Annotated in this window: 23 protein-coding genes; 9 read left to right on the forward strand and 14 right to left on the reverse strand. The window is 69.1% G+C overall.

The window, feature by feature from the left end; genetic code table 11:
- Positions 1 to 9: 9 nt before the first annotated feature.
- Positions 10 to 369 (reverse strand): NADH-quinone oxidoreductase subunit A, encoded by a 360-nt coding sequence (locus ACIOHP_RS03465; RefSeq protein WP_046261007.1) that lies wholly within the window; start codon positions 367 to 369, stop codon positions 10 to 12.
- Between the two features lie 714 nt (positions 370 to 1,083).
- Here ACIOHP_RS03465 and ACIOHP_RS03470 point away from each other — a divergent pair.
- Positions 1,084 to 1,905 carry a C40 family peptidase gene (locus ACIOHP_RS03470; protein ID WP_307027252.1) on the forward strand — a complete coding sequence of 274 codons (822 nt, stop codon included), beginning with the start codon at positions 1,084 to 1,086 and terminating at the stop codon, positions 1,903 to 1,905.
- 337 nt (positions 1,906 to 2,242) lie between these two features.
- Here the strand turns inward: ACIOHP_RS03470 and ACIOHP_RS03475 are convergent, their stop codons facing one another.
- Positions 2,243 to 3,541 carry a geranylgeranyl reductase family protein gene (locus tag ACIOHP_RS03475; protein WP_327718716.1) on the reverse strand — a complete coding sequence of 433 codons (1,299 nt, stop codon included), beginning with the start codon at positions 3,539 to 3,541 and terminating at the stop codon, positions 2,243 to 2,245.
- 97 nt (positions 3,542 to 3,638) lie between these two features.
- Here ACIOHP_RS03475 and ACIOHP_RS03480 point away from each other — a divergent pair, with 97 nt between their 5' ends.
- On the forward strand, positions 3,639 to 4,145 hold the full coding sequence (locus ACIOHP_RS03480; RefSeq protein ID WP_361546856.1) for a GNAT family N-acetyltransferase: 507 nt from the start codon (positions 3,639 to 3,641) through the stop codon (positions 4,143 to 4,145).
- Positions 4,146 to 4,265: 120 nt separating this feature from the next.
- Positions 4,266 to 4,580, forward strand: a complete 315-nt coding sequence (locus tag ACIOHP_RS03485; RefSeq protein WP_095046724.1) for a PASTA domain-containing protein — start codon at positions 4,266 to 4,268, stop codon at positions 4,578 to 4,580.
- 4 nt (positions 4,581 to 4,584) lie between these two features.
- Here the strand turns inward: ACIOHP_RS03485 and ACIOHP_RS03490 are convergent, their stop codons facing one another.
- From ACIOHP_RS03490 to ACIOHP_RS03505, 4 genes are read right to left on the reverse strand one after another with little or no spacing between them, the layout of a single operon-like run.
- A complete protein-coding gene (locus ACIOHP_RS03490; protein ID WP_401882911.1) occupies positions 4,585 to 5,280 on the reverse strand; it encodes a demethylmenaquinone methyltransferase in 696 nt (231 codons plus the stop codon).
- A 46-nt stretch (positions 5,281 to 5,326) separates the two neighbouring features.
- The gene (locus ACIOHP_RS03495) at positions 5,327 to 6,649 is read right to left on the reverse strand and encodes an acyltransferase (protein WP_401882914.1); all 1,323 of its coding nucleotides are present in this window, start codon (positions 6,647 to 6,649) and stop codon (positions 5,327 to 5,329) included.
- On the reverse strand, positions 6,646 to 8,916 hold the full coding sequence (locus ACIOHP_RS03500; RefSeq protein WP_401882917.1) for a bifunctional polysaccharide deacetylase/glycosyltransferase family 2 protein: 2,271 nt from the start codon (positions 8,914 to 8,916) through the stop codon (positions 6,646 to 6,648). The genes ACIOHP_RS03495 and ACIOHP_RS03500 overlap by 4 nt, the downstream gene beginning before the upstream one ends.
- Positions 8,917 to 8,935: 19 nt before the next feature.
- Positions 8,936 to 9,325 (reverse strand): hypothetical protein, encoded by a 390-nt coding sequence (locus tag ACIOHP_RS03505; protein WP_401882920.1) that lies wholly within the window; start codon positions 9,323 to 9,325, stop codon positions 8,936 to 8,938.
- Positions 9,326 to 9,632: 307 nt separating this feature from the next.
- On the opposite strand from ACIOHP_RS03505, the gene ACIOHP_RS03510 reads away from it, so the two are divergent.
- Positions 9,633 to 10,637, forward strand: coding sequence for a hydrolase (locus ACIOHP_RS03510; protein WP_401882922.1), 1,005 nt, complete (start codon positions 9,633 to 9,635; stop codon positions 10,635 to 10,637).
- A 24-nt stretch (positions 10,638 to 10,661) separates the two neighbouring features.
- Here ACIOHP_RS03510 and ACIOHP_RS03515 read toward each other — a convergent pair whose 3' ends face one another.
- The 4 genes from ACIOHP_RS03515 to ACIOHP_RS03530 form a co-directional block, all read right to left on the reverse strand.
- Positions 10,662 to 11,108, reverse strand: coding sequence for an imidazolonepropionase-like domain-containing protein (locus tag ACIOHP_RS03515; RefSeq protein WP_401882923.1), 447 nt, complete (start codon positions 11,106 to 11,108; stop codon positions 10,662 to 10,664).
- A 7-nt stretch (positions 11,109 to 11,115) separates the two neighbouring features.
- Positions 11,116 to 12,315 (reverse strand): cyclic dehypoxanthinyl futalosine synthase, encoded by a 1,200-nt coding sequence (mqnC, locus tag ACIOHP_RS03520; RefSeq protein WP_361493998.1) that lies wholly within the window; start codon positions 12,313 to 12,315, stop codon positions 11,116 to 11,118.
- Positions 12,316 to 12,406: 91 nt separating this feature from the next.
- Positions 12,407 to 13,138, reverse strand: coding sequence for a prepilin peptidase (locus ACIOHP_RS03525; RefSeq protein WP_401882925.1), 732 nt, complete (start codon positions 13,136 to 13,138; stop codon positions 12,407 to 12,409).
- A complete protein-coding gene (locus ACIOHP_RS03530; protein ID WP_401882927.1) occupies positions 13,135 to 16,128 on the reverse strand; it encodes a BTAD domain-containing putative transcriptional regulator in 2,994 nt (997 codons plus the stop codon). The genes ACIOHP_RS03525 and ACIOHP_RS03530 overlap by 4 nt, the downstream gene beginning before the upstream one ends.
- A gap of 317 nt (positions 16,129 to 16,445) precedes the next feature.
- Between ACIOHP_RS03530 and ACIOHP_RS03535 the strand changes: the two genes are divergently transcribed.
- From ACIOHP_RS03535 to ACIOHP_RS03545, 3 genes are all read left to right on the forward strand, one after another.
- On the forward strand, positions 16,446 to 17,102 hold the full coding sequence (locus ACIOHP_RS03535; protein WP_401882930.1) for a hypothetical protein: 657 nt from the start codon (positions 16,446 to 16,448) through the stop codon (positions 17,100 to 17,102).
- Entirely contained in the window at positions 17,090 to 18,169 is a 1,080-nt protein-coding gene (locus tag ACIOHP_RS03540; RefSeq protein WP_401882933.1) for a hypothetical protein, read from the forward strand. Before ACIOHP_RS03535 ends, ACIOHP_RS03540 begins: the two co-directional genes overlap by 13 nt.
- Positions 18,170 to 18,237: 68 nt before the next feature.
- Complete coding sequence (locus ACIOHP_RS03545; RefSeq protein WP_401882936.1) at positions 18,238 to 19,266, forward strand: hypothetical protein; 1,029 nt, start codon at positions 18,238 to 18,240, stop codon at positions 19,264 to 19,266.
- Positions 19,267 to 19,347: 81 nt separating this feature from the next.
- Here ACIOHP_RS03545 and ACIOHP_RS03550 read toward each other — a convergent pair whose 3' ends face one another.
- The 3 genes from ACIOHP_RS03550 to ACIOHP_RS03560 are packed head-to-tail and all read right to left on the reverse strand — an operon-like array spanning position 19,348 to position 20,890.
- Positions 19,348 to 19,950, reverse strand: coding sequence for a barstar family protein (locus tag ACIOHP_RS03550; RefSeq protein ID WP_401882939.1), 603 nt, complete (start codon positions 19,948 to 19,950; stop codon positions 19,348 to 19,350).
- Positions 19,926 to 20,423, reverse strand: a complete 498-nt coding sequence (locus ACIOHP_RS03555) for an SUKH-3 domain-containing protein (RefSeq protein ID WP_401882942.1) — start codon at positions 20,421 to 20,423, stop codon at positions 19,926 to 19,928. Before ACIOHP_RS03555 ends, ACIOHP_RS03550 begins: the two co-directional genes overlap by 25 nt.
- Positions 20,420 to 20,890 (reverse strand): hypothetical protein, encoded by a 471-nt coding sequence (locus tag ACIOHP_RS03560; RefSeq protein ID WP_361546896.1) that lies wholly within the window; start codon positions 20,888 to 20,890, stop codon positions 20,420 to 20,422. The genes ACIOHP_RS03555 and ACIOHP_RS03560 overlap by 4 nt, the downstream gene beginning before the upstream one ends.
- Before the next feature lie 466 nt (positions 20,891 to 21,356).
- Between ACIOHP_RS03560 and ACIOHP_RS03565 the strand changes: the two genes are divergently transcribed.
- Both ACIOHP_RS03565 and ACIOHP_RS03570 read left to right on the forward strand, forming a co-directional pair.
- A complete protein-coding gene (locus ACIOHP_RS03565) occupies positions 21,357 to 22,025 on the forward strand; it encodes a hypothetical protein (protein ID WP_401882945.1) in 669 nt (222 codons plus the stop codon).
- 85 nt (positions 22,026 to 22,110) lie between these two features.
- Positions 22,111 to 23,082, forward strand: coding sequence for a hypothetical protein (locus ACIOHP_RS03570; protein ID WP_401882948.1), 972 nt, complete (start codon positions 22,111 to 22,113; stop codon positions 23,080 to 23,082).
- A gap of 426 nt (positions 23,083 to 23,508) precedes the next feature.
- On the opposite strand, the gene ACIOHP_RS03575 is transcribed toward ACIOHP_RS03570, so the two are convergent.
- Complete coding sequence (locus tag ACIOHP_RS03575; protein ID WP_401882950.1) at positions 23,509 to 24,060, reverse strand: barstar family protein; 552 nt, start codon at positions 24,058 to 24,060, stop codon at positions 23,509 to 23,511.
- Between the last annotated feature and the right edge of the window lie 12 nt (positions 24,061 to 24,072).

Here is a 24,072-nt window from a genome sequence, read left to right on the forward strand (position 1 = left end):
AGAGGCCCCTCAGTCCCATTCCAGGCCGCCGCGCCGCCACACGTACGCGTACGCAACGAAGACGGTGAGCACGAAGAGCAGCATCTCCACGAGCCCGAAAACACCCAGGGCGTCGAACGTGACGGCCCAGGGGTAGAGGAAGACGATCTCGATGTCGAAGACGATGAAGAGCATCGCCGTCAGGTAGTACTTGATGGGGAAGCGCCCGCCGCCGGCCGGCGTGGGGGTTGGCTCGACCCCGCACTCGTAGGCGTCGAGCCTGGCGCGGTTGTACCGCTTCGGACCGATCAGCGTGGCCATGACCACGGAGAAGATCGCAAAGCCTGCCCCGAGGGCTCCCAGTACGAGGATGGGCGCATACGCGTTCACCGCTCCTCGCTCCTCTCAGTCGGCACTGACTGCTGGCGATGGCGTTGAGTTCGCTGCCGCCCCACCCGTCCCGCAAGTCCCGCCCGTCCCGGCGAAGATCGCGAACATGTGAAGCAGGTCACAAGCCCAACTGACCCGCATCTTATGCCCGCCGGTCTGTGATCTGCGACACGGGGTATTGCACAAGCTTTGTGATCTCCACCACCTGACGAAGGATCATGAAGCCGGATGAGCGGTGATCTTCGTACGTGAAGCGTCCGAGCGATCACCAGAGGTGACATTTTGGCTCGTCGGCGCAGCTGGGAGCAGGCGTCTCCATATCAAGAGAGTTCCCTTGCATGCAAATTGGTGCTGGACCCGACTGCTTGGTAGTGCGCCGCGTTCACACATCAGGGGGAGTCGCGAGGCGCGATGTGGACGCGTGCACACATTCACGAGCGGATGAGGGCGGGATGTGTGCGCGAGACGCAGCCGCCGCTGTAACCGTTGCGTGACCTCCGCCACATTGATGAGAGGCCTCTGAGAACCGGGCTTGGCCACCTGTCCCAACCGGTGGTAGGCGCGGGGCAATTCGGGCGTAAACACGAAAGTACGTGATCAAGGCCTTGTTGGGTCGCGTCCGCAATGTCCGTTACGGCGTCAATAAGGAGCGGCGGAACAAGAATTCGGGGCGCCCATTGAACAACTGTGGCGCAGCACACGTTTCTTGAAGGTATGGAGGAGCCCCTGATACCGCTTGGTCTCATGTCCCACACCGCTCACATACGTAGCCACCGGAAGCCGCGCCGCAGCGCGACGACATCCATGGCGATGCGCGCCGGAGTTGCCGGTGGCGTCCTCAGCATGGCAGCGGCGGGCGCGTCGGCTTCGGCGAGCGCCGCCGAGCCGGTGACGCAGACCCTCGAACTGCCCACCCTCACGGCCGACCTGGCTGTCCAGGTCGCCGAGTCCGCGGACGCCACGCAGCAGGCGGCCGCGAACTACGAGCTCCAGGCCGAGCGCGACGCGGCCGCCGCCGCTGCCGCGAAGGAGGCCAAGAAGGACCTCGCTGAGGCGAAGAAGAAGGCCGAGGCCAAGAAGAAGGCCGAGGAGGCCCGCAAGGCCGCCGCGGAGGCCGCGGTCTCGCGTTCCTCGGAGCGGACCACCCTCTCGACCACCACGACCGCCTCGGCGCCCGCCAGCGGCAGCGTCGCGACCGTCATCGCCTTCCTCAAGGCACAGGTGGGCGACGCCTACGTCATGGGCGCCACCGGACCGAACGCGTGGGACTGTTCCAGCCTGGTCCAGGCGGCGTTCAACCAGGTCGGCGTCGAGCTGCCGCGGGTCTCTCAGGACCAGTCGATGCAGGGCACCGACATCCCGCTGTCGCAGATCCAGGTCGGCGACATCCTCTACTGGGGCGGCAAGGGTTCCGCCTACCACGTGGGCGTCTACATCGGTGACGGCCAGTACCTGGACGCGGCCAACCCCTCCAAGGGTGTCGTCATCCAGGACCTGTCCGGATACCCGGCGTCGGGCGCGGTGCGCGTACTCTGACGAGCACGCACACGCGTCACGGACGTCGGAAGGGCCGCAGCCGCTCGGGGGCAGCGGCCCTTCCGCCTTTTCCCCCGGATTGTCCACATCCGGCAGCGCGTTGACGCCCGGCCGCACGGCCACGCGGACTCGTCGGCGCCCTTGTGCGGGCCGTGGAGCGGCTGCGGAGCGTGCCCGTGGGGCGGATGAGGAGTTGCCCGCCGTTCCCCGGCTCAGGGCCGCCCAGGCCCGTCAGGACCGGCTCTCCCAGCGCGCGCAAGGGCGCCCTACGACAGATGGCGGACCGGCGCGAGGTCTTCGCACACCGGGCCGCCACCTTCGAGGCGCTCGGCCCGGTTCACGCCTTCGGAGCCACCTTGCTCAGCCCGTTGATGATGCGGTCCATCGCGTCGCCGCCCGACGGGTCGGTGAGGTTGGCCAGCATCTTCAGGGTGAACTTCATGAGCAGGGGGTGGGTGAGGCCGCGCTGCGCCGCGATCTTCATGACCTTCGGGTTGCCGATGAGCTTCACGAAGGCGCGGCCCAGCGTGTAGTAGCCGCCGTAGGTGTCCTTGAGGACCTGCGGGTAGCGCTGGAGCGCGATCTCCCGCTGGGCCGGCGTCGCCCGGGCGTGGGCCTGGACGATCACGTCGGCGGCGATGTTGCCGGACTCCATGGCGTAGGCGATGCCCTCGCCGTTGAAGGGGTTCACCATGCCGCCGGCGTCACCGACCAGGAGCAGGCCCTTGGTGTAGTGCGGCTGGCGGTTGAAGGCCATCGGCAGGGCGGCGCCGCGGATCGGGCCCGTCATGTTCTCCGGGGTGTAGCCCCACTCCTCCGGCATCGACGCGCACCAGGCCTTCAGCACCTCGCGCCAGTCGAGCTCCTTGAAGGAGTCGGAGGTGTTGAGCACGCCGAGGCCGACGTTGGAGGTGCCGTCGCCCATGCCGAAGATCCAGCCGTAGCCCGGCAGCAGCCGGGGCTCGGGGCCGCGGCGGTCCCACAACTCCAGCCAGGACTCCAGGTAGTCGTCCTCGTGGCGCGGTGACTCGAAGTACGTGCGGACGGCGACGCCCATCGGACGGTCCTCGCGGCGGTGCAGGCCCATCGCCAGGGACAGCCGGGTGGAGTTGCCGTCGGCCGCGACCACGAGCGGCGCGTGGAAGGTGACCTCCCGCTTCTCCCCCGTGTCGCCGAGCTTGGCGTGCACGCCGGTGATGCGACCGGTGCGGTCGTCGATGATCGGGGCGCCGACGTTGCAGCGCTCGTAGAGCCGGGCGCCCGCCTTCTGCGCCTGGCGGGCGAGTTGCTCGTCGAAGTCGTCGCGCTTGCGGACGAGGCCGTAGTCCGGGAAGGACGCGAGCTCCGGCCAGTCCAGCTGGAGGCGGACGCCGCCGCCGATGATGCGCAGGCCCTTGTTGCGCAGCCAGCCCGCTTCCTCGGAGATGTCGATACCCATGGCCACCAGCTGTTTGGTGGCTCGCGGGGTGAGGCCGTCGCCGCAGACCTTCTCGCGCGGGAACGCCGTCTTCTCCAGGAGAAGCACGTCGAGTCCGGCCTTGGCGAGGTAGTACGCGGTCGTGGAGCCGGCCGGCCCCGCGCCGACGACGATGACATCGGCGGTGTTTTCGGAGAGGGGCTCAGTCACGGCTGTCACGGCGGGATCTCCCCAAGTTCGCAATCTGCGTGCCGACCGGCACTGGACATGGGCAGTCTATTCAGCACGATTGATCACCCGGCTGAAGGGCTGCCCCGTGAACCGAGCTCTCCCTGTAGTAAGGCTGCGCGTCCCCACCGACGAGGACGCCGTCGCCTGGCACCGGATCTTCGACGACCGGGACGTCATGGAGTTCCACGGAGGCAGGTCGGCGGAGCTGTACGTCTACGAGGAGCTCACCGCCCGCCAGCGTCGGCACGACGCCGAGCGGGGGTTCTGCCTGTGGACCATGGTCGACGAGAACGGGCAGGTCATCGGGTTCACCGGCGCCCAGCCGTGGCCGCAGGACTGGGGGCCCAAGGGTGAGATCGAGATCGGCTGGCGGCTCGGGCGCGCGCACTGGGGCAAGGGGTACGCCACCGCGGCCGCGCAGATGACGCTGGAACGGCTGCGGGCGGCGGGCGTCACCCATGTCGTGGCGCTGGTCAGACCCGGCAACGAACGGTCCGTCGCGGTGACCCGGCGGCTCGGCATGGAGCTCGCGGAGACGTTCCCGCATCCGCGGCTGCCGGAGGACGCGCTGTGCTTCCGCCTTGATCTGTGACACAGAGTGATAATCGGCTACAGAAAAATACTCAGCGCTTCCAGGTAGCACCCCAGTGCGGTTACCCTGCCCATATCGCTGGGGGTGACATCTGTGCGAATAACACCCAAAACGCCCGAAGTGCGCGTCCCTCGTCTGGTCGGTCTGATGGCCGTCGACGCGCGCGAGACGGCCAGGGCACAGGGCCTGTTCATCAATGCGCCGGACCGGCAGGACTTCCACCTCGCCGTCGTCGACTACGTCGTACGCCAGTACCCGCAGCCCGGCGCCGAGGTGCCCCGGGAGTCGATGGTCTACGTGTGGTTCGACTTCGGTCCGGGCGAGGGCGGCGGAGGCATGCGCGAGCCGCGCGTGCCGAACCCGTCGGGCGGCGGGCTCCAGCGCGAGCTGGACGAACCGGGCGACCCCTGCACTGTCGGGATCGGCCCGCCCTGAGCCCTCAGCCCGCCTTGAACCCGCGGTGCAGGGCCACGACCCCGCCCGTCAGGTTCCGCCACGCCACCTTCGACCAGCCGGCCTTCTGCAGGCGCTCGGCCAGCGCGGGCTGGTCGGGCCAGGCGCGGATGGACTCGGCGAGGTAGACGTACGCGTCGGGGTTGGAGGACACCGCGCGGGCCACCGGCGGCAGGGCACGCATCAGGTACTCGGTGTAGACCGTGCGGAAGGGCGCCCAGGTCGGGTGCGAGAACTCGCAGATCACGACCCGGCCGCCGGGCTTGGTCACCCGGTACATCTCTCGCAGCCCGGCGTCGAAGTCCTGCACATTGCGCAGCCCGAAGGAGATCGTGACCGCGTCGAAGGTGTCGTCCTTGAAGGGCAGCTTCGTCGCGTCACCCGCCGTCAGCGGCAGCCACGGGTGGTTCTTCTTGCCGACCTTGAGCATGCCCAGCGAGAAGTCGCAGGGGACGACATAGGCGCCCGTCTGCGCGAAGGGCAGGGACGAGGTGGCCGTGCCGGCCGCCAGGTCCAGGATCTTCTGCGCGGGCCGGGCGTCGACCGCCTTGGCGACCTCCTTGCGCCACGCCCGGTCCTGGCCGAGCGACAGCACGTCGTTCGTCAGGTCGTACCGTTCCGCCACGTCGTCGAACATCGAGGCGACTTCGTGCGGCTGCTTGTTCAGGGAAGCGCGGGTCACGGGCCCATTCTTGCAGCCGCCCCCGCGGAAACAGCCGAGGCCCCGCTCACGGCAGCAGCTTCGGCCTCTTCCTCGCCGCCACGTCCTCCACCCAGCCGCAGGCCAGGACGAACACCGCGATCAGCACCCACCCGATCCCGAACATGAACCACTGGCTCTCCAGCGGCAGGTACCTCTCGAAGGCCGGCACGTTCCAGAACTGGTCGATCAGCGGTACGGCGAGGATCAAGGCGATCTCGTGCCAGAGGTAGATCGTGACCGCGCGCGCGTTGAAGACCGTCACGACCCGGTCGAGCCGCCGGAAGCGGGTGAGCCACGCGAAGTCGATCCCGAAGTACGCCTTGGCCCACATCAGCAGCATCACGAACCCGGCCGACCAGAAGGCCTGCGCGAGCGGGATCTCGTCGAGGTCGTAGGTGCCGACCTCGCCCTGGTGGGAGAAGGCGTACCAGCCGCCGTAGCCGATCGCGGCGAAGGACAGGACGACCACGAGCGCCGGTCTCATCCTCCGCAGCACGCCGTCGCGGTGCGCGAAGCCGAGGATCCAGCAGAAGAGGTACGTCGAGAAGTCCCACATCTCGTTGCCGAGCCGTCCCTCCGGCCCGGACCACACGAAGGTGAGGACCAGGATCGGCGCCAGGGACAGGAAGAGCACCGGGACGGGCGCCGGCCGGAACACCTTCAGCAGGAGCGGGGACAGCAGCACGAACCACAGATACGTCCGCAGGTACCAGAGGATCTCCCAGGCCTGGACGCCCCACTGGTTCCCCGGCGGATCGCCGAACGGCACGATCCAGTAGACGATCTCCCAGCGCGGTATCCAGTCGTGGACCAGCATCGCGAGGACCACGAAGAAGCCCCAGAACCAGAACGGGGGCAGCAGCCGGCGGAGCCTGCTCCTCACGACCTGCGGCGCGGGCCGCTCCAGCGACTTCGCCATCAGGGTGCCGGCCAGGCCGAACATGATCCCCATGGAGGGGAAGACCATCCCGCACCAGGCCCACCCGAAGGTGTGATAGGTGACGACCCGGACGAGGGCGACGGCCCGGAGGGTGTCGAAGTAGCGGTCGCGGCCGGCGGGCTCGGGCAGCGGCTTCTCCTCCGCCGCCTCCGCCGCCGGCACTTCCCCTGCGACCGCTACTTCGGGCTCGGGTTCCGGCTCGACCGCCGGCAGCGGAGCCGTCTCCTCCACGGCCACCGGCTGCCCGTGGTCCACGTACTGCTGCTGCGGATACGTCTGTTGCGGATACGTCGGCCGGACGTACTGCGGCTGTGCGTAGTGCGGCTGCTCAGAGCCGCCGTACCCCTGCCCGTCCCCGTATCCGTAGCCGTACCCCTGCTGCTGGTACCCCTGCTGCTCCCAGCTCATCGGCTCGCCCCCGCCGGCGTCCCGACCTCGCCGGTCCGCTTCAGTTTCTGCCAGCGCAGCCGGCCGCCCGTGAGGGCCGTGATGCAGGAGTGGATGAGGACGAGGTACATCATCTGCCGGTAGGCCAGCTGCTGGAGCGGCATCATCAGCAGGTAGCGGTACTTCTCCCTGTCCAGCCGGAAGGCGTACGCGGCACAGACCAGCTGCACCGCCAGCACCGCGAGCCAGGCCAGCAGCGCCGCCCGGAAGTCGATGAAGATCATCGAGTACGCGGTGAAGACGTCGATCAGCGGCGCGAAGACCGGCGTGACGATCTGGAAGATCACCACCAGCGGCATCCCCACCCGGCCGAAGCGGCCCGAAGGACCCTTGTCGGTCAGGGACTTGCGATGCTTCCACAGCGCCTGCATGGTGCCGTACGACCAGCGGTAGCGCTGAGACCACAGCTGCTTCAGGGAACCCGGCGCCTCCGTCCAGGCCTTGGCGTGCTCCTGGTAGACGACCCGCCAACCCGCGCGGTGCATGGCGATGGTGATGTCCGTGTCCTCGGCGAGCGTGTCCTCGCTCATACCGCCGACCTCGAGCACCGCCGCGCGGCGGAACGCGCCGATCGCGCCGGGGATCGTCGGCATGCAGCGCAGCAGGTCGTACATACGGCGGTCGAGATTGAAGCCCATCACGTACTCGATGTGCTGCCAGGCGCCGATGATCGTGTCGCGGTTGCCGACCTTGGCGTTGCCGGCGACCGCGCCGACCTCCGGGTCGGCGAAGGGCTGCACCAGCTGGTGCACGGCGTCCGGCTCGAAGACGGTGTCGCCGTCCATCATGATGACGATGTCGTGACTGGCGTGGCGCACCCCGTTGTTGAGGGCGGCCGGCTTGCCCGCGTTCTCCTGCCGGACGACCCGGACGTTCGTCATGCCCAGCTCGTGGGCCGCGTTGAGCGAGATCTCGGACGTGCCGTCCGTCGAACCGTCGTCTACGACGATGATCTCGATCGGATGGGTGCTCCGCGCCAGTGACTTGAGGGTGTTGGCGATGCACTCCTTCTCGTTGTACGCCGGGACGATCACGCTGACCGGCCGGGTGACCGTCGGCCCCCAGCTGAAGCGGCGTCTGTTGCGCTGTCTGTAGTGGCGGCGGGCGAGGATCAGCATCATCCCGAACCGCCCCATGACGGCGACGCCGACGACCATGAGGCCGACCGACAGCGTGGGTACGGCGTACTCGGCGACGGCGACGGCCGCGAGCAGGGCCTTGCCCTCGTAGAGGGTCGCTCCGCCGGCCTCGCGGTGGGCGGCCTGGAGGTTGCCGGTACCCGTGCCGGCGCCGGGCTGCCGGCCGTTCGCGGCCGCCGGTCCGCCGGCCTGTTGGCCGTTCGCCGACTGCTCCTTCTCGATGACCCCGCTGATGGTGGTGAAGGTGTACCCCTTCGCCTTCATCTTCTCGATGTACTCGGGCAGCGCCTTGATCGTCTGCGAGCGCTCACCACCGGCGTCGTGGAAGAGCACGGACGCCCCGTCGTCGCCGTCCGGTGTCGCCCACTTGACGATCTTCGAGACGCCCGGCTTCTTCCAGTCGTCGCTGTCGGTGTCGACGAAGACGCTGGTGTAGCCGTCCTCGCCGAGCTTCTCGTAGACGGGCCAGCTGTAGTTGTCGATGGCGTCCGTCTCCGAGGAGTACGGCGCCCGGAACAGCGTGGTGGTGATGCCCGCCGCGCCCGCGAGGGCCAACTGGGTCTGCTGCATCTCGCGGTTGACCCGGGCGTCGCTCTGATAGGAGAGGTCGACGTGGGTGAAGGTGTGGATGCCCACCTCGTTGCCCTGCTCGACCATGTCCTGCACGATGCCCGGGTAGCGCGAGACCATCGAGCCGACCACGAAGAACGTGGCGGGGACGTCGTACTTCTCCAGGATCTCCAGCACTTGTGGCGTGTACGTCGGGTTGGGACCGTCGTCGAAGGTCAGCGCGATCGTCTTGTCCGGGACGGAGACGCTCGTCGCCGAGCCGCCCCGGAAGCTGACGATCGGGCCGCCGTCGAGGATCTTGTCCGGCACCTTGCTGGAGCTGGCCCCGTCGCGGACCCGCTCGTCGCCGCCGACCTCGGCACGCAGATAGCCGTCGAGCAGCATCACGCTGGTCAGCGCGAGCAGGAGCAGGGCGGCGAGGAGGACGCGCGGCTTCTGGAGGGCCGCGGCCTTGCCCGCCGCCCGCCCCAGACGGGAGGGGGCGCGGCGGCGGCCACGGGAGGGAGTCGTCGTAGTCATAAGGGTGGCTGCGCTCCGGTCAGTCGGCGGTCGCGGAGGCGGACGGCGTGGGCACGCCCGACGGCAGCGCGGGTGGCGATCCGCTGGGCCGCACACTGCCGCCGATGCCGCCCTGTGGCTGGGTGCCGGGTCCGTTGCCGTTCTGGGCGCCCGGACCGCCCTGGCCCTGGCCGCCCCCGAAGGGCAGCAGCGAGGACGGGTTCGAGGTGCCGATGCCCATGAAGGCGAGGCCCAGGACGACGGCGTACCCCACACACAGGACACCGACGAGAAGACCGATCCGGCGCAGCAGCTTGGAGCGGCGTCCGGAGTTGTCAACGAACACGGGCCCGTCGGCGGATCCGTTGCCGCGGCGTTTGCGGCGGCGACCACGTTCGGCGCGGTTTTCGATGGCAGGCTCGGAATGCATTCCCCGGACGTTAGAGAGTCTTTATGTGTCCGAAACTCAGGAATTCATGTGAGGCGTGTATGAGAAACGTCTTAACCTGTCTCTTCTCTGAGAGTTCGCCGGAACGGCTGCGTAACTCCCATGGAGGGGAAAGGGGTTGATTGTCCGCTCCGGGCGCCAGGATCACCCGCTTTGTCCGCGCATGCCCATGCGCCCCCTATGGGAATCCTGTCCTCATGAAGCCCAGCCCCGTGTGAGACATTTCCACTCGCCCAACACACTTTGTCTCCATCCTGAGACAGAAATCACGAGAGCGGGTGCATGCCGAATGCGGCGTTTCCTGAGGCCGGCGGCAGGGCTGAGTTGCCTGTTTGCCCTGGCCACGGCCGGTTGTTCCGCGGACACCGACACCACCTCGGAAGCGACGCCGGCCCAGTCCGCCGAGGCGTCCGAAGAGACCACGTCGAGCACGTCGTACGCCCCCTACGTCAGCGCCACGGAAGCCTCCGCCAACGACTCGGCCGGCGCTCCGACGACGTACAACCTGGCCTTCGTGATCGCGGACGGCAGCGACTGCACGCCGACGTGGAACGACTCGCACGCCATCGGCGACTCCTCGGTGGCCTCCCGGATCTCGCGGCTCAAGGAGGACGGCGCGAGTGTGCGGGTCTCCTTCGGCGGGGCGTCGGGCAAGGAGCTGGCGGAGAGCTGCGGCAGCGCCACGGCGCTCGCGCGGGCGTACGGCGAGGCCCTCGACGCGGCCGGCTCCACCCAGGCCGACTTCGACATCGAGGGGGACGCGCTGACGGACTCCGCGTCGGTCGAGCTGCGGTCGGAGGCGATCGCGCTGCTTCAGAAGTCGCGCAGCGACCTCACCGTGTCGTTCACGCTGCCCGTGATGCCGTCGGGGCTCGACGACGACAGCCTCGCGCTCCTGGAGTCCGCCAACAACAGTGCCGTACAGGTCTCGACGATCAACCTCATGACCATGAACTACGGCGAGACATACGACGAGGACATGGGCGACTACGCGATCACCTCGGCGAAAGCCGCGCACACGCAGCTGAAGGATGTCTTCGGGACGTCGGACGCCGTCGCGTGGCGGGCTATCGCGCTGACGTCGATGATCGGGGTCAACGACGTCGACAACGAGACGTTCACCTTGTCGGACGCGGCCCAAGTGCGTTCCTTCGCCGAGGAGAAGGAGATCGGGTGGGTGTCGATGTGGTCGACGTTCCGGGATCAGCAGTGTGACGACGAGGGTGACGAGCTCACCAACTGCAGCGGGGTGGAGCAGAGTTCGGGTGCGTTCGCGGAGGCGTTCGCGGAGTAGGGGGTCGGCTGCGGGGCGCTCCGGCTAACGGCGTCTGTGGACCAGCCGGCCCGCGCACACCGTCGCGATGCACTCGCCGCTCTCGTCGAAGACGGCCAGATCCGCACGGCCCACTTCCCTGATCCCTGTGGACTGCACGCCGGGAAGCACGACCACGTCGTTCCGCTCGGCCGCCGCGCGGAGTTCAGGCGTGTCGGCGTACTCCTCCAGGACCGCCACCGCACCCGACTTCAGCACGGCGTGGATGCGTTCACGTGGGCTCGGGGCGTCCGGGAGCGGGCCCTCGTGGATGCGGGCCGGGCCCAGGACGCCGGGCCACCTGCGGACCCGGGCATCGGGGAACCGCTCGCGAAGCTCTTCCAGCGTCCCCACGGCGCCGACCCGGTCCCGGCCCACCAGGACGGCACCGCCCTTGATCGGCTCCGAGGTCCAGGTGTACCGGACCTCGTCGGCGGCGTGAATCGTCTCCATCTGCGCGCTAGTTGGACGCGAGGATCTTCAGCTCGGGATGGGCCGTGCCGCCCTCGATCGCCGTGGACGAGATGTGCGACACGATCCGCTCGTCGACGGGGTCGTTCGCCGGGTCGTCGTGGACGACGAGGTGTTCGTACGTGGTGGAGCGCTGGGCCGGGACCCGGCCCGCCGTACGGATCATGTCGATCATTTCCTGGAGGTTGGAGCGGTGCTTGGCACCGGCCGCCGAGACGACGTTCTCCTCCAGCATGATCGAGCCGAGGTCGTCCGCGCCGTAGTGCAGCGTGAGCTGGCCGGCGTCCTGGCCGGTGGTCAGCCAGGAGCCCTGGATGTGGGCGATGTTGTCCATGAAGAGCCGGGAGATCGCGATCATCCGCAGGTACTCGAAGATCGTGGCCTGTGTGCGGCCCTTCAGGTGGTTGTTCATCGGCTGGTAGAGGTACGGGATGAAGGCCCGGAAGCCGCCGGTGCGGTCCTGTACGTCACGGATCATCCGCAAGTGTTCGATGCGCTCGGCGTTGGTCTCGCCAGTGCCCATGAGCATCGTGGAGGTGGACTCCACGCCCAGGTTGTGCGCGGTCTCCATGATCTCCAGCCAGCGCTCGCCGGACTCCTTGAGAGGGGCGATGGCCTTGCGGGGGCGCTCGGGCAGCAGCTCGGCGCCGGCGCCGGCGAAGGAGTCGAGACCGGCGGCGTGGATGCGCTGGATCGCCTCCTCCACGCTCACCTTGGAGATGCGGGCCATGTGCTCGACCTCGGACGCGCCGAGGGAGTGGATGACCAGCTGCGGGAATTCCTTCTTGATGGCCGCGAAGTGCTTCTCGTAGTACTCCACGCCGTAGTCCGGGTGGTGGCCGCCCTGGAACATGATCTGCGTACCGCCCAGCTCGACGGTCTCCGCGCAGCGGCGCAGGATGTCGTCGAGGTCGCGGGTCCAGCCCTTGTCCTTGGCCGTGGGCGGGGCGTAGAACGCGCAGAACTTGCACGCCGTCACGCAGACGTTGGTGTAGTTGATGTTCCGCTCGATGATGTACGTCGCGATGTGCTCGGTCCCGGCGTACCGACGGCGTCGTACCGCGTCGGCGGCCGCGCCGAGCGCGTGCAGCGGGGCGTCGCGGTAGAGGTCGAGCGCCTCCTCCGGAGTGATCCGCCCACCAGATGCGGCGCGGTCGAGGACGGACTGAAGGTCGGCCTTCTCGGTCACCGAAGCGTCCCTTTCGTCAAGGGTTGTGGACGGAACCATCCGTATTGGACGGACCTGGCCAGCCTACGCCAGCCCATATGCGGCACCGACGTCAGGCCGCGTACGCGCCGATCAGCAGTCCGACGAACGCTCCCATGATCAGGAACGGTCCGAAGGGGATCGACGTCTTGCGCCCCGCCTTCCGCGCGACGACCAGCGCACCGCCGTACAGCGCCCCCAGCAGGAATCCGGCGAAGGTCCCCAGCATGACCGTCGGCCAGCCGTACCAGCCCAGCACCGCCCCCGCCCCGAGCGCGAGCTTCACATCGCCGAAGCCCATGCCGGCGGGGTTGATCAGGAACAGCACGAAGTAGCCGCCGCCGAGCGCGAGGGCGCCCAGGAGCGCTGTCAGCCAGTCCCCGGTGTGCTCGGGCACGAACGACACCGCGCCCAGCAGCGCGAGGGCGGCGCCCGCGAGCGGCAGGGTCAGGACGTCGGGCAGCCGCTGTACCCGCAGGTCGACCACGGCCAGCAGTACGCCGACGGGGGCGAGCATTAGCCAGACGGCGATCTCGGGGCGGGTGCCGGTCGCGGCGGCGAGGGCGGCGCAGACGACGGCGGTGAGGGTGGAGAGAAGGGCCACGGGAGGGCCGTAGGACTGTTCGTGCTGTGCGCACTGCTTGCAGCGCGCCCATCCGAGCCACCCCCCGAGGGGATGCCCGCCCGGGCAGGTGGTCCGCCACTCCTCCCCCGAGGGGACGGAGAACCGATAGGCGGCCCTCGGCAGGAACGCACCCGCCGCCGCGCCCCACAGCGCGGCGGCGATCACGAGGAGGGTGGTCATCCCACGGCCGCGACGCCGTTGCGCCACGTCGGCAGGAGCTCGTCGAGCAGGGCCTCGGTGCGCGGCGGCAGGCCGCGGGCCCCGCTGCGGGTGATGAGGTCGGCGGCGAGGGCCTGGAGCCGGTCGGTGTCGCCGGTGGCGTGGGTGGCGCGGAGCAGTTCGTGCCAGAGGCGCTCGTCGCCGGGCGCGGAGTTGAGGGCGGCGCGGAGGGCCTCGATGGCCTTCTCCGCGCGGTCCTTGACCAGGTGGAACTCGGACAGCGCGAGGCCGATGTCCGCGACGAGGAGCGGGAGTTGGGCGTCGATGATCTCGTGGGTGAGCCAGCGGTAGCGCCCCTCGGGCCGGTCGGCGAGGAGCGGGCCGCGGACGAGGACGAGCGCGTCGGTGAGCAGCCGGCCGCGTACGGCGCGGCTGTCGACGCCGCGGCCCTGCGTGGCCTCGTGGTAGAGGGAGCGCAGGACGTCCAGGTCGGAGACGACGGTCTTGGCGAGCGTGAGCCGCCCGGTGCTGTCGGTCTTGAGGCGCGGCGAGCCGTCGGGGTCGGTGCCGAGCCAGGCGCGGAGCCGGTCGAGGAGGGCCTCGCGTACATCGTCCGTGACGCCGCGCGGCCACAGCGCGGAGGACAGCACGCGCGGGTGCACACCCTCGCGGTGCAGGAGCAGCAGGGCGAGCGCCTCGTGGAGCAGGGCGCTGCGGTCGCCGTCGGGGGTGTCCAGACCGATGATCTCGTACGGTCCGACGAGCCGCGCGTACACCGCGGGCCGTCCCTGCTCGCTGACGTCGACGAGGAACGGGGGTGCGGTGGCCGGTCCCTGCGGTTCGCGCTCCGGGTCGGACTCGACGAACAGTTCGACGACCGCGCGCTGGAGGGGTACGGGCAGGAGCTGGGCGTCGAGTTCGAGGCCGAGCAGCGGGGCGAGCAGCTTGCCCTCGCCGGTGATCTCCATCTCCCAGGCGGCGCCGGGCAGATCGCCGCTCTCGGTGCCGACGAGGTAGCCGATGCCGAGCCGGCCGGCGTCCGCGGCGAGTTCGGCGAGCTTCATCGCGTCGTCGGCGGAGGGCTCGGCGGCGAGGAGGACGAGGTGCGGGGCCCAACGGGTGTGCTGGGCGGGGCCGGTACGCCCGGTGAGGACCGAGTCGTGTCCGGCGGCGCCCAGCGCGCCGCGCCGCTGCCGGGTCTCGGCCTCCATGGTCTCGACGAGGTCGTCGATGCCTTCGATGTGCCGCAGCCGGTTGGGCGCGAGGGGCGTGAGGTCCTCGCCGAAGCCGACGAGGGTGATGGTCATGCGGTCCGACCAGCCGTTGGTGGCCAGTTCGGCGGCGACGGAGGCGAAGACGGCGGCACGGTCGGCCTCGCTGCCGCTCAGCGACACGATGCCGGGCACCGACTCCAGGTTGAGCAGCAGCCGGGAGTCGTCCAGGGTGCCGAGGCTGACGAGGCCGGGGTAGGGGGCGGCCGCGTCGACGTCCTCGTACCGCTCGGCGTCGGTGCGCGCGAGCATCCAGAACGTCTGGTCCTGGCCGAGCTGCCAGGGGGCCGGCGGGTTTCCGGACGGCTGGGCGAGCTGGAGGTGAAGGTCACCGTTGCCGCTGAGCCAGGTCGCGTAGACGGTGGGCAGGGGGCGCGACTCGGCGGCGAGGGAGGCGGCGAGCCCGCGCAGGGAGCGGTCCAGCAGTCGTACGCCTTCGGGGTCGGCGCCCACGAGCAGGGCGTCCTGCGCGTCGGCGGCGTCCCCGGTCGGCGTGGGCGGCTCCATGCCGCGCCGGCCGCCGACGGCACCGAAAGCCGACTGCCACAGGGCCTGCCGGCGGCGACGCCCGAGGGCGCCGAGGAGTCCGGCGGCGAGGAGGGGGGCGCCGATGAGGGCCTGCGGGAGGCCGAAGGCGTCGGAGGCGGCGTTCGTGGAGGTGGCGTGCTGCTGGTGCTGCTCCTGGTGGCCGGTCGGCTGGTCGGGGGCGGGGCGCTGCTCCGGGAGGGAGGCCTGGTCGGCGCCGCCGCCCTGCTGTGCACCTCCGCCTTGCTGGGCTCCCCCGCCCTGGGCGTGGTCGCCGCTCTTGCCGTAGTCGTGGATCTGCTGCTGGGCGGCGGAGCCTCCGGACGCCTCGGGCATCTCGACGAGGTCCCCGCCCCGGGCGTCGCCCGGCATCTCCATGATCCAGCCGGGCCGGATGAGGCTGGCCTCGGACAGCTTGGAACCGTCCGGCTGCACCCGGTCCTTGTTGAGATCGAAGATCTCCTTGTACCGGCGCCCGTCACCGAGGTGCCGCTCGGCGATCTCCCAGAGGGAGTCGTGGTGACGGCCCTCGGGCGGCTGGATCCGGTAGTACTTCGTGTCGTCGGCCTTGGACGCGCTGCCCCCGGCGTCGGCGTGCGCGGCGGCGCCGGCGGCCTGCTCGGCGAGGGCGGCGGCGGTGCTCGCGGCCTGCTCCTGCTGCTGGGCGAAGAGGCCGCCGCCGGGGGTCTGCTGTGCGGCGGCGACGGTCCCACGCTGGTTCTCGTCGAAGCTGTGCCCGAGCTGGGACAGCCCCGGGGTGAGGCTGGCGGCGGTGGCGCCGACGAGGAGCAGCGCGGCGACGAGCTGGCGGGCGAGGAGCTGGCTCGGACCGCCGCCGGGAACGCGCCCGGGTACGCCGATGCCGGAGACGGCGGCCTTTATCTCGACGAGCACGCAGGCGGTGAACTGGGCCCAGGCGAGCCAGACGATGACGGTCAGGATGTGCAGGAAGGTGCCGGTAGTGATCGGCTTCTGCAGCCAGTCGAGGCTGGGTACCCCGTTGGGCAACGGCCACCCGACGGCGACGGCCAGCGCCCCCGGCACTCCCACCACGAGAACGAGCAGCGCGACGAACGCGAAGAACGCCTTGACGAAGTCCCCGAACGAACGCCGCCGGATCCGCACGGCCTGCGGGGTCCGGTTCCTCGGGGTGCTCGGGCTGCCCGTCGAGCTTCCCGTCGAGCTTGACGAGCTGGAAGTGCGGCGTCGCGGCATGGCGGGTGTCCTGGGTGGTGTGTGAAGGGAGTGGGTGTGGGTGTCCTGAGGGGTGTACTGAGCCTACAGAGATCTTATGTACGGCGTCGAAGGTCGGGCAGGGCCCTGTGGACAACCTCTCGGATCACTTCCTCACGACCTGCCGGACATGCCCGAGTTGACGCCCCTTTGGCCTCCCACCCGCAGCGCCGTTCGCAATCGCCACGCCACACCCTCACGCTCTCTGCACAATCCACCGCAGGCAGTTCAAGTCCCCTCATCTGCCCCTGATAACTTCGTTCCCCGTTGCACACGCCGACCTCCGGGGGAGATCCATCGTGGCCCGCCGCGCCCTGCCCGTCACCGCCGCCGCGTTCGCCATGACGGCGACCCTTCTGCTCACCGCGTGCGGTGGGGGTGACGGGGGGTCTCCGGATGACATCAAGGGGGCGGGCACGGGGGCGGGGAGTCCGTCGGCTTCGGCCTCGGCGTCGACGCCGGCAGGCGCACCCTACATCAGCGTTCCGAAGGACCTCGACCTGGTCTTCGACTTCGACGAACCGTCCGACGCGAAGCACGCGGCGGCGCTCGTCGGCGCGCAGAACTACATCCGTGCGCTGGATCACGGCATCGATCAGCAGGACCCGAACGACCCGGCGTACCGCTACTACTCGCTCAACCAGGCCGCGCAGTACGCCAAGTCGCAGATCGAGACCTGGAAGAAGGGCGGCTGGACCGTCACCGGGACGGACAAGTACTACGACGAAGAGGTCAGCACCCTGAGTGGTGGCCAGGGCGTCCTGGTCAAGTTCTGCCGGAACCAGGCCAAGTTCTACGGCAAGGAGATCAAGAGCGGGAAGGTCCTCTCCTCGGAGGAGAACCTGGCGAGTTACCAGACGTTCCGGCTGCGCATGATCCCCCCGTCCGGCTCCTCGGAAGTATGGAGAGCCTTCACCATCGAGGTGATCGGCAAGGCGAAGGAGTGCCGACCGTGACGCCCTCGCGACGGTTGCTGCGCCGGTGCGGTCTCGTGGGAGCGGCAGCGGTGCTGTGGACCGGCGGCACGGCACACGCGAACGGGCCCGCCGACAACACGACTCCTCCCCCGACGTCGGGCAACGCCGACAGTAACGGTGCCTTGTCAGCCGCCGTATCCCGAATCAAGGTCACCCAGGTCAGCGGTCCCACCGGCGGCAAGACCGGCAGCATCTCCTCGACGGACGTGAACTGGGAGCCGCCGCCCTGCTGGTACGAGCCCGCCTACACACCGGAGCAGCTCAAGGCGTTCTCGGAGGGGGACAATCCGCTCGGATATGTCAGCCCCCACGAAATGTGGGGCGGCCAGAAGCTGTGGACGGACCACTACCGGGACGGCAAGGTCGCGTACAACTACGAGGACGACGCGCTCGTGTCCCGCGGGGGTTACGACAACTACAACATCGGCGAGAAGGGCTACTTCTGGCGCGGTGTGGCCCGGGACCCCTCCGACCCGGACTCGTTCGGCTGTGAGCGCGTCATGTTCTGGCAGAACGCCGGCGACATCCCCGACGTACCGAACGCCCCCACCCCGAAGACCCTCGCCGAGTACGCGTACGACAAGGTCAAGGTCCCGGGCACCGAGATCGAGCTGAAGCCGGCGACCAAGTCCACGGTCAACGCCCCGACTTGGGTCTGGCTGGACAAGGGGACCTTCAGGGAGATCAAGGTTCGCGCGGAGCTCCCGAACACCGGTCTGTGGGCGGAGACCACCGCGAAGCCGGTCGCCCTGCACCTGAACCCGGGCACGGAGTACGCGCAGGCCATCCCCGCCTCGGGCAACTGCGAGATCAACGAGGACGGATCAATCGGCACGCCCTATCAAAGAGGCGACTCCGACCGGACCCCGCCCTGCGGCATCCGCTACCTCAAGGCCACGAACGGCACGCCCTACCGCCTGTCCGCCTCGGTGACCTGGCAGATCACCTGGCAGGGCTCGGACGGCACCGGCGGCGACCTGCCCGACGGAACGTTCGAGACGACGCAGGACATGAACGTCCAGGAGATCCAGTCGATCAACCGCTGATCCGCCGGCTCCGCCCCTCCCCACCAACTCGCCACCGTGACAACCGTGACAAGAGAAGAGAGAGCCTGATGACGCCCCGCGCGCGCACCACCCGTTCCCTGCCCGGCCGTCGCCTCACCGCGACCGCGCTGGGCGTGGCCACGGCCGTCGCCCTCACCGCATGCGGTGGCGGCACGGGCTCCGACGGCGCGAACGGCGAGGAGTCCGCGAGCGCCGCACCCCAGGGCGTGGTGACGGAGAAGGCCGCCGCCGCGGTGATGGACAACTACGAGAAGGTCAACAACAAGGCCAACGCGGCGCTCGACGAGAAGCTCCTCGCCACGGTCGAGGGCGGCCAGGTCCACGCGATGGACAAGGCGAACTACACCCTCGTCCCGACCTTCTCGGCCAAGGACCGGAAGGCCTACGCCAAGCCCTTCTCCTACACGGACCGCCAGTACGTGATCCCGGAGAAGGGCGCCGGTGACTGGTTCGCCGTCCGGGCCGGTTCCAGCGAGAACGAGAAGAGTTCGGTGCTGCTGGTCTTCGACAAGGTGGGCGGGACGTACAAGATGGTGCTGTCCCTGTGGGCCGACAGCGGGGAACCGTTCCCGAAGCTCGCCGTCGGCAAGGGCGGTCTGGCCCAGGCCGTCGCCCCCGGCACGAAGGTCGGCAAACTCGCCCCGTCCGACGTGGCCACCGCCTACGAGGACCTTCTCGAGACCGGCGGCACAAAGGAAGGCAAGGGCCTCGCCGCCACGGGGCCGGTCGAGGAAGCCCTCAAGACCTACAAGAACAGCAGCACCAAGGGCGCGGCCGACGGCGCCGCCACCCAGAAGTTCTTCACCAAGACCCCGGCCGACCCCAGCGTGTACGCCCTGCGCACCGCCGACGGCGGCGTCCTCGCCCTGTTCCCGGCCTCGCACACCCAGGAAACCCTGCTGAAGCCCGCCTACCGGTCCAACGCCTCTCTCGTGCCGAGCGACACGCAGTCCGCCCTCGGCGCCACCAGGGGCCCCCTGATCACCGACACGTTCCAGGGCCAGGGCGTGGCCGAACTGACCCCGAAGGCCGCCCGGATCACGGCCGTCGACTTCCAGCACGTCGATTCGCGCTGAGCCACGCCTGAGTCTCCGGCCAGATCAGTGCAGCCCGTCGCCCGCTCACGGACCGCATCCGAGACAGGGATGACACGCCACTCACTCAGGCTTCCCTGACCCGCACGTCGGCCAGTCGTCCCCGGCGAGGGTCGCCATGAGGCGCCCCTCGTCGAGCGACACCTCCATATCCATACCGGCGGACACGGCCTCGGCGAAGGCCGCGGGTGAGGCGCTGTCGAGCAGGAAGACGAAGTGCAGGGCGAACGGATTCCAGTCCGGGTCCGGCACTCCGTCTGCGTCGAGCCGAAGATTGGCCCGCCAGGCGGCCTGGCACAGGACCGAGACGAACACCCCCAGGAAGTCGACTCCGAGCAGACCGTCGGCATGGTCGATCACGACAGCGGTGTCCTGCTCGTCGTGCCGATCGTGCAGACAGTCCACGAGCGCGTCCCAGTTGTGGCCGAAGTAGCCCGGGAAGCCCAACTCGCGGGCGAATACGGTGAACAGGGTCCCCCGCTCCAGCAACTCCCGCCCGTCGAGCCGGAACACGCGTCCGTCCCGTTCCAGGAGTTCGGCGGTCGCGGCAGCCGGCCAAGGGTCGTTCCGCAACGTGAAGACGGCCCAGGGCGGCCGGCGCCGAGTGAGGGAAGGTCCCAGGCGCGGGCCCGCGCCCTTCGTCACCGGGCCCTCCGTGTCGGCCACTGCATCGCCTCGTCCGGTGTCGGCGCCAGCAGCGCGACCGAGTCCATACCCACGTACACCGTGCCGACCTGCTCGCTGAGGTCGTCGAAGATCTCATCGTCCCACAGGGCCAGGAGCGGCTCCGGTCGGAACTCTCCCCACGGCATGGAGTCCCACGGCTCCCGGAACGGGACGCCCACACCACCGAACTCGGCGAGGAATTGACGGGCAGCCTCGTGGACCACGAAGGCGCCACGCTCACGCAGGATCCACTCCCACGTCTCCGTCGCCACGGAACGCCCTGGTTGCCATCCCGCTTTGCGCAGCACCCGTTCGGTCTCGGCCGACCGACGCCACCTCCGGCCGTGTCCCGACGGACGGATGACTTGCCTCACCACCTCAACGCTCTTTCCCGGGCCGATGTAGCCGACGCCGAGGAGGAGCCTCGCCACGCGTTCCGCCGGTGAACTGCGGAAGGTCTCTTCAGGGGTCACCGTTCACGACGACCGCGTACGGCATTCCAGGCGTCCTCGGCCGCATACGTGATGGTCAGTCGCCAGGTCTTCAGTTTGTCCTGCACCTTTGACGCGATCTTCCGCCACTTGAACCAGGTCGGCAGTTGCCGGAACGGCACATAGTCCAAGGTGTCGTCGATGGCGTTCTCGGCGATGCCGTGATGCCCCTCCGCCCGCAGCGCGGCGTACAGCTCCGGTGTCAGCGTGCCGTTGAGGCGGGCCGCGGTGCCGGCCGCGGTGTAGGCGAAGCCTCGCTGACCGCGGTCCGGCAATCCCATCGCCTTGATGATGCGCGGCGATGCCTCTTCCAGGGAGCAGTTGAAGGCCAGTCCGATCGCCGCCGTGCCGAGGTGCTGCTCACCGCGCTCGTACGCCGCGTCCCAGTCCGCGGGGTCGTCGAGACCCAGCAGACCCTCGCCGCTTTCCCAGTTCCACTCGGACGGCATGACTGGTCGTCTTCCTTCTTTCGTCCCTCACCCGTCGCACGGAGGCGGGAGCACCTTCTGCTTCTTCTTGTGGTTGATCATCTTGAGCCTCACCAGCTTGGCCGGGACGTTTTCCTTGACGGCGCTGGAGGGGTACGAGGCCTGGACATGGCGGGTGTCCTGGGTGGTGTGTGAAGGGAGTGGGTGTGGGTGTGCTGAGGGGTGTACTGAGCCTACAGAGATCTTATGTACGGCGTCGAAGGTCGGGCAGGGCCCTGTGGACAACCTCTCGGATCACTTCCTCACGACCTGCCGGACATGCCCGAGTTGACGCCCCTTTGACCTCTCACTCGTATCGCCGTTCGCAATCGCCACGCCACACCCTCACGCTCTCTGCACAATCCCCCGCAGGTAGTTAAGGACCCCTCACCTGCCCCTGATAGCTTCGTTCCCCGTTGCACACGCCGACCTCCGGGGGAGATCCATCGTGGCCCGCCGCGCCCTGCCCGTCACCGCCGCCGCGTTCGCCATGGCGGCGACCCTTCTGCTCACCGCGTGCGGTGGGGGTGACGGGGGGTCTGGGGATGACATCAAGGGGGCGGGCACGGCGTCGGGCAGCCCGTCGGCTTCCGCCTCCGCGTCGGCATCGCCCGTTGCCGACAGACCGGATGTGAGCCTTCCCGAGGACCTGGACCTGGTCTTCGACTTCGAGAAGCCGTCGGACGCGGACAACGCGGCCGCACGCGCCGACGCGGAGAACTACGTCCGCGCGCTGAACCACGGCATCACGCGGCAGGACCCCTCCGATCCCGCCTATCAGTACTACTCCGCCGGGGACGCCGCCCGGTACGCGAACACGCAGATCAAGGAGTACGTGAAGGGCGGCTGGACGCTCACCGGCAAGGACCGTTACTACCGGGCGGAGACCAGCGCGGCCGGCGACTCGAAGTCGGTGAAGCTCGTGCGCGTCTCCTTCTGCGAGGACGCCTCGAAGGTCTACGGCAAGGAAGTGAAGAGCGGGAAGGTCCTCCACACCGAGGAAAGCCCGGACGATTTCCTCAAGTTCAACCTCGTCATGGCGTCCGCGAAGGGCTCGCCGGTGTGGCGCGCCCAGCTGATCACCGTCAAGGAGAAGGCGACGGAATGCCAGGAGTGATCTCCCCCGGCGCGCGGCGTGGGTTCTGGCCCTCGCCACAGGAGCCCTCGTCTGGACCGCGGGCACCGCGTACGCAGGCAAGCCCGTGCCCGGCGGCCACGACACCACGGAGGGCGGCGCCGACGGGAAGACCCTGCTGGCCTCGGCCGGCCAGTCCCGGATCAAGGTCACCCAGGTCAGTGGTCCCACCGGCGGCAAGCGCGGCGCCGTCTCGTCCATGGACGTCAATTGGAAGCCGTCGGCCTGCTGGTACGAGCCGGTCTTCACCCCCGCGGCACTGAAGGACTTCTCGGAGACCAACGGGGTCGGGGACGTCGGCATCCACGAGTACTGGGCCGGCAAGGGACTCTGGACGGACCACTACAGGGTCGACAAACCCACGACCAACATCTTCGAGAACGGTGCGAGCGTCGAGGGCTACAAGAACTACAACCTCGGCCAGAACGGCTACTTCTGGCGCAGCGTCGCACCGGACATCTCCGACCCGGACTCCTGGGACTGCACCCGCATCATGTTCTGGCAGCCGGCGGGCCAGATCCCGAAGATCGCCCACGCGCCCACCCCGAAGACGCTCGCCGAGTACGCGTACAACAAGGTCAAGGTCCCGGGCACCGAGATCGACCTGAAGCCCACCACCAAGTCCACGGTGAACCTGCCCACTTGGGTCTGGCTGGACAAAGCCACCTTCCAGGACGTCAAGGTCCGCGCCGAGCTCCCGAACACGGGGTTGTGGGCGGAGACCACGGCCAAGCCCGTCGCCCTCCACCTCGACCCGGGCACGGAGGACGCGCAGACCTACCCCGCCTCCGGGGACTGCGAGATCAACGCCGACGGCAGCATCGGCACGCCGTACGAGAAGCGCGCCGCCGACCGAACCCCGCCCTGCGGCATCCGCTACCTCAAGGCCACGGACGGCACGCCCCACCGTCTGTCCGCCTCGGTGACCTGGCAGATCACCTGGCAGGGCGCGAACAGCACCGGCGGCGACCTGCCCGACGGCACCTTCGAGACGACGCAGGACATGAACGTCCAGGAGATCCAGTCGATCAACCGCTGACGGGCGTCACGGTCCGTCCGCCAACTCTCCACGGTGACAAGAGAAGAGAGAGCCTGATGACGGCGAAGGCCGCCGCCGCGGTGTTCGCCACCTACGAGAAGGTCAAGAACAAAGCCGACGCGTCCTTGGACGAGAAGCTGCTGGGTGTTCTTCGCCAACCCCCCGGCCGACCCGAGCGTGTACGCGCCGCGGACGGCGGCGTCCTGGCCCTGTTCCCGTCCGCGCACAACCCGGAGATCCTGGTGAAGCCCGCCTACCGCTACAGCCGTTCGCTCGTCCCCAGCGAGGAGCAGGCCGCTCTCGGTGCCATCAGGGGCGACCTGATCACTGATGTCTTCCAGGGACAGGGCACGGCCGAGCTGACACCGAAGGCCGCCCGGATCACCGCCCTCGGCCGGCAGCACGCCGACTCCCGCCGACCATCCCCTACACCTCCGGCCAGTCCTCCCCGGAGAGGGTCGCCACCAGCCGGCCCTCTCCCAGCGACACCTCCACGTCCAACCCACCCCCGGAAGCCTCGGCGAAGTCGGCGGGCAGGGTGTCGTCGAGGAGAAGGACGAAGTGCAGTGCGAACGGCGTCCAGTCCGGATCCGGCACCCCGTCAGCGTCCAGCTGCAGATTGGCCCGCCACGCGGCCTGGCAGAGCACGGAGACGAAGACCCCCAGGAAGTCGGCACCGAGCAGACCATCGGCATGCTCGATCTGGACCACACTGTCCGTCGTGTCGTGCCGGTCGTGCAGACAGTCGACGAGCGCGTCCCAGTTATGGCCGAAGTAGCCGGGGAAACCGAGTTCCCGGGCAAACGCGGCGAACAGGGCCTTCGGCTCCAGCAGTTCCCATCCATCCAGGCGGAAGACGCGCCCGCCCGCCTTCCGGAGTTCGGCGGTCTCGACGTACACCCATGGGTCGCCACAGCGCGTGAAGACAACCCATGGCGATCGACGCTCTGTGAGGGTGGGGGTCGGGGTGAGGCTCATGCCGCAGATCCT

The sequence above is a fragment of the Streptomyces sp. NPDC087859 genome, assembly GCF_044742595.1.
Taxonomy (GTDB): domain Bacteria; phylum Actinomycetota; class Actinomycetes; order Streptomycetales; family Streptomycetaceae; genus Streptomyces; species Streptomyces canus_F.

What these genes read in the sequence shown, in the direction of transcription:
- ACIOHP_RS03470 (WP_307027252.1), top strand. Translation starts at nt 1,084, where the DNA reads ATGGAGGAGCCCCTGATACCGCTTGGTCTCATGTCCCACACCGCTCAC.
- ACIOHP_RS03495 (WP_401882914.1), bottom strand. Translation starts at nt 6,649, where the DNA reads ATGAGCTGGGAGCAGCAGGGGTACCAGCAGCAGGGGTACGGCTACGGA.
- ACIOHP_RS03500 (WP_401882917.1), bottom strand. Translation starts at nt 8,916, where the DNA reads ATGACTACGACGACTCCCTCCCGTGGCCGCCGCCGCGCCCCCTCCCGT.
- ACIOHP_RS03505 (WP_401882920.1), bottom strand. Translation starts at nt 9,325, where the DNA reads ATGCATTCCGAGCCTGCCATCGAAAACCGCGCCGAACGTGGTCGCCGC.
- ACIOHP_RS03510 (WP_401882922.1), top strand. Translation starts at nt 9,633, where the DNA reads ATGCGGCGTTTCCTGAGGCCGGCGGCAGGGCTGAGTTGCCTGTTTGCC.
- ACIOHP_RS03515 (WP_401882923.1), bottom strand. Translation starts at nt 11,108, where the DNA reads ATGGAGACGATTCACGCCGCCGACGAGGTCCGGTACACCTGGACCTCG.
- ACIOHP_RS03525 (WP_401882925.1), bottom strand. Translation starts at nt 13,138, where the DNA reads ATGACCACCCTCCTCGTGATCGCCGCCGCGCTGTGGGGCGCGGCGGCG.
- ACIOHP_RS03530 (WP_401882927.1), bottom strand. Translation starts at nt 16,128, where the DNA reads ATGCCGCGACGCCGCACTTCCAGCTCGTCAAGCTCGACGGGAAGCTCG.
- ACIOHP_RS03545 (WP_401882936.1), top strand. Translation starts at nt 18,238, where the DNA reads ATGACGCCCCGCGCGCGCACCACCCGTTCCCTGCCCGGCCGTCGCCTC.
- ACIOHP_RS03560 (WP_361546896.1), bottom strand. Translation starts at nt 20,890, where the DNA reads ATGCCGTCCGAGTGGAACTGGGAAAGCGGCGAGGGTCTGCTGGGTCTC.
- ACIOHP_RS03575 (WP_401882950.1), bottom strand. Translation starts at nt 24,060, where the DNA reads ATGAGCCTCACCCCGACCCCCACCCTCACAGAGCGTCGATCGCCATGG.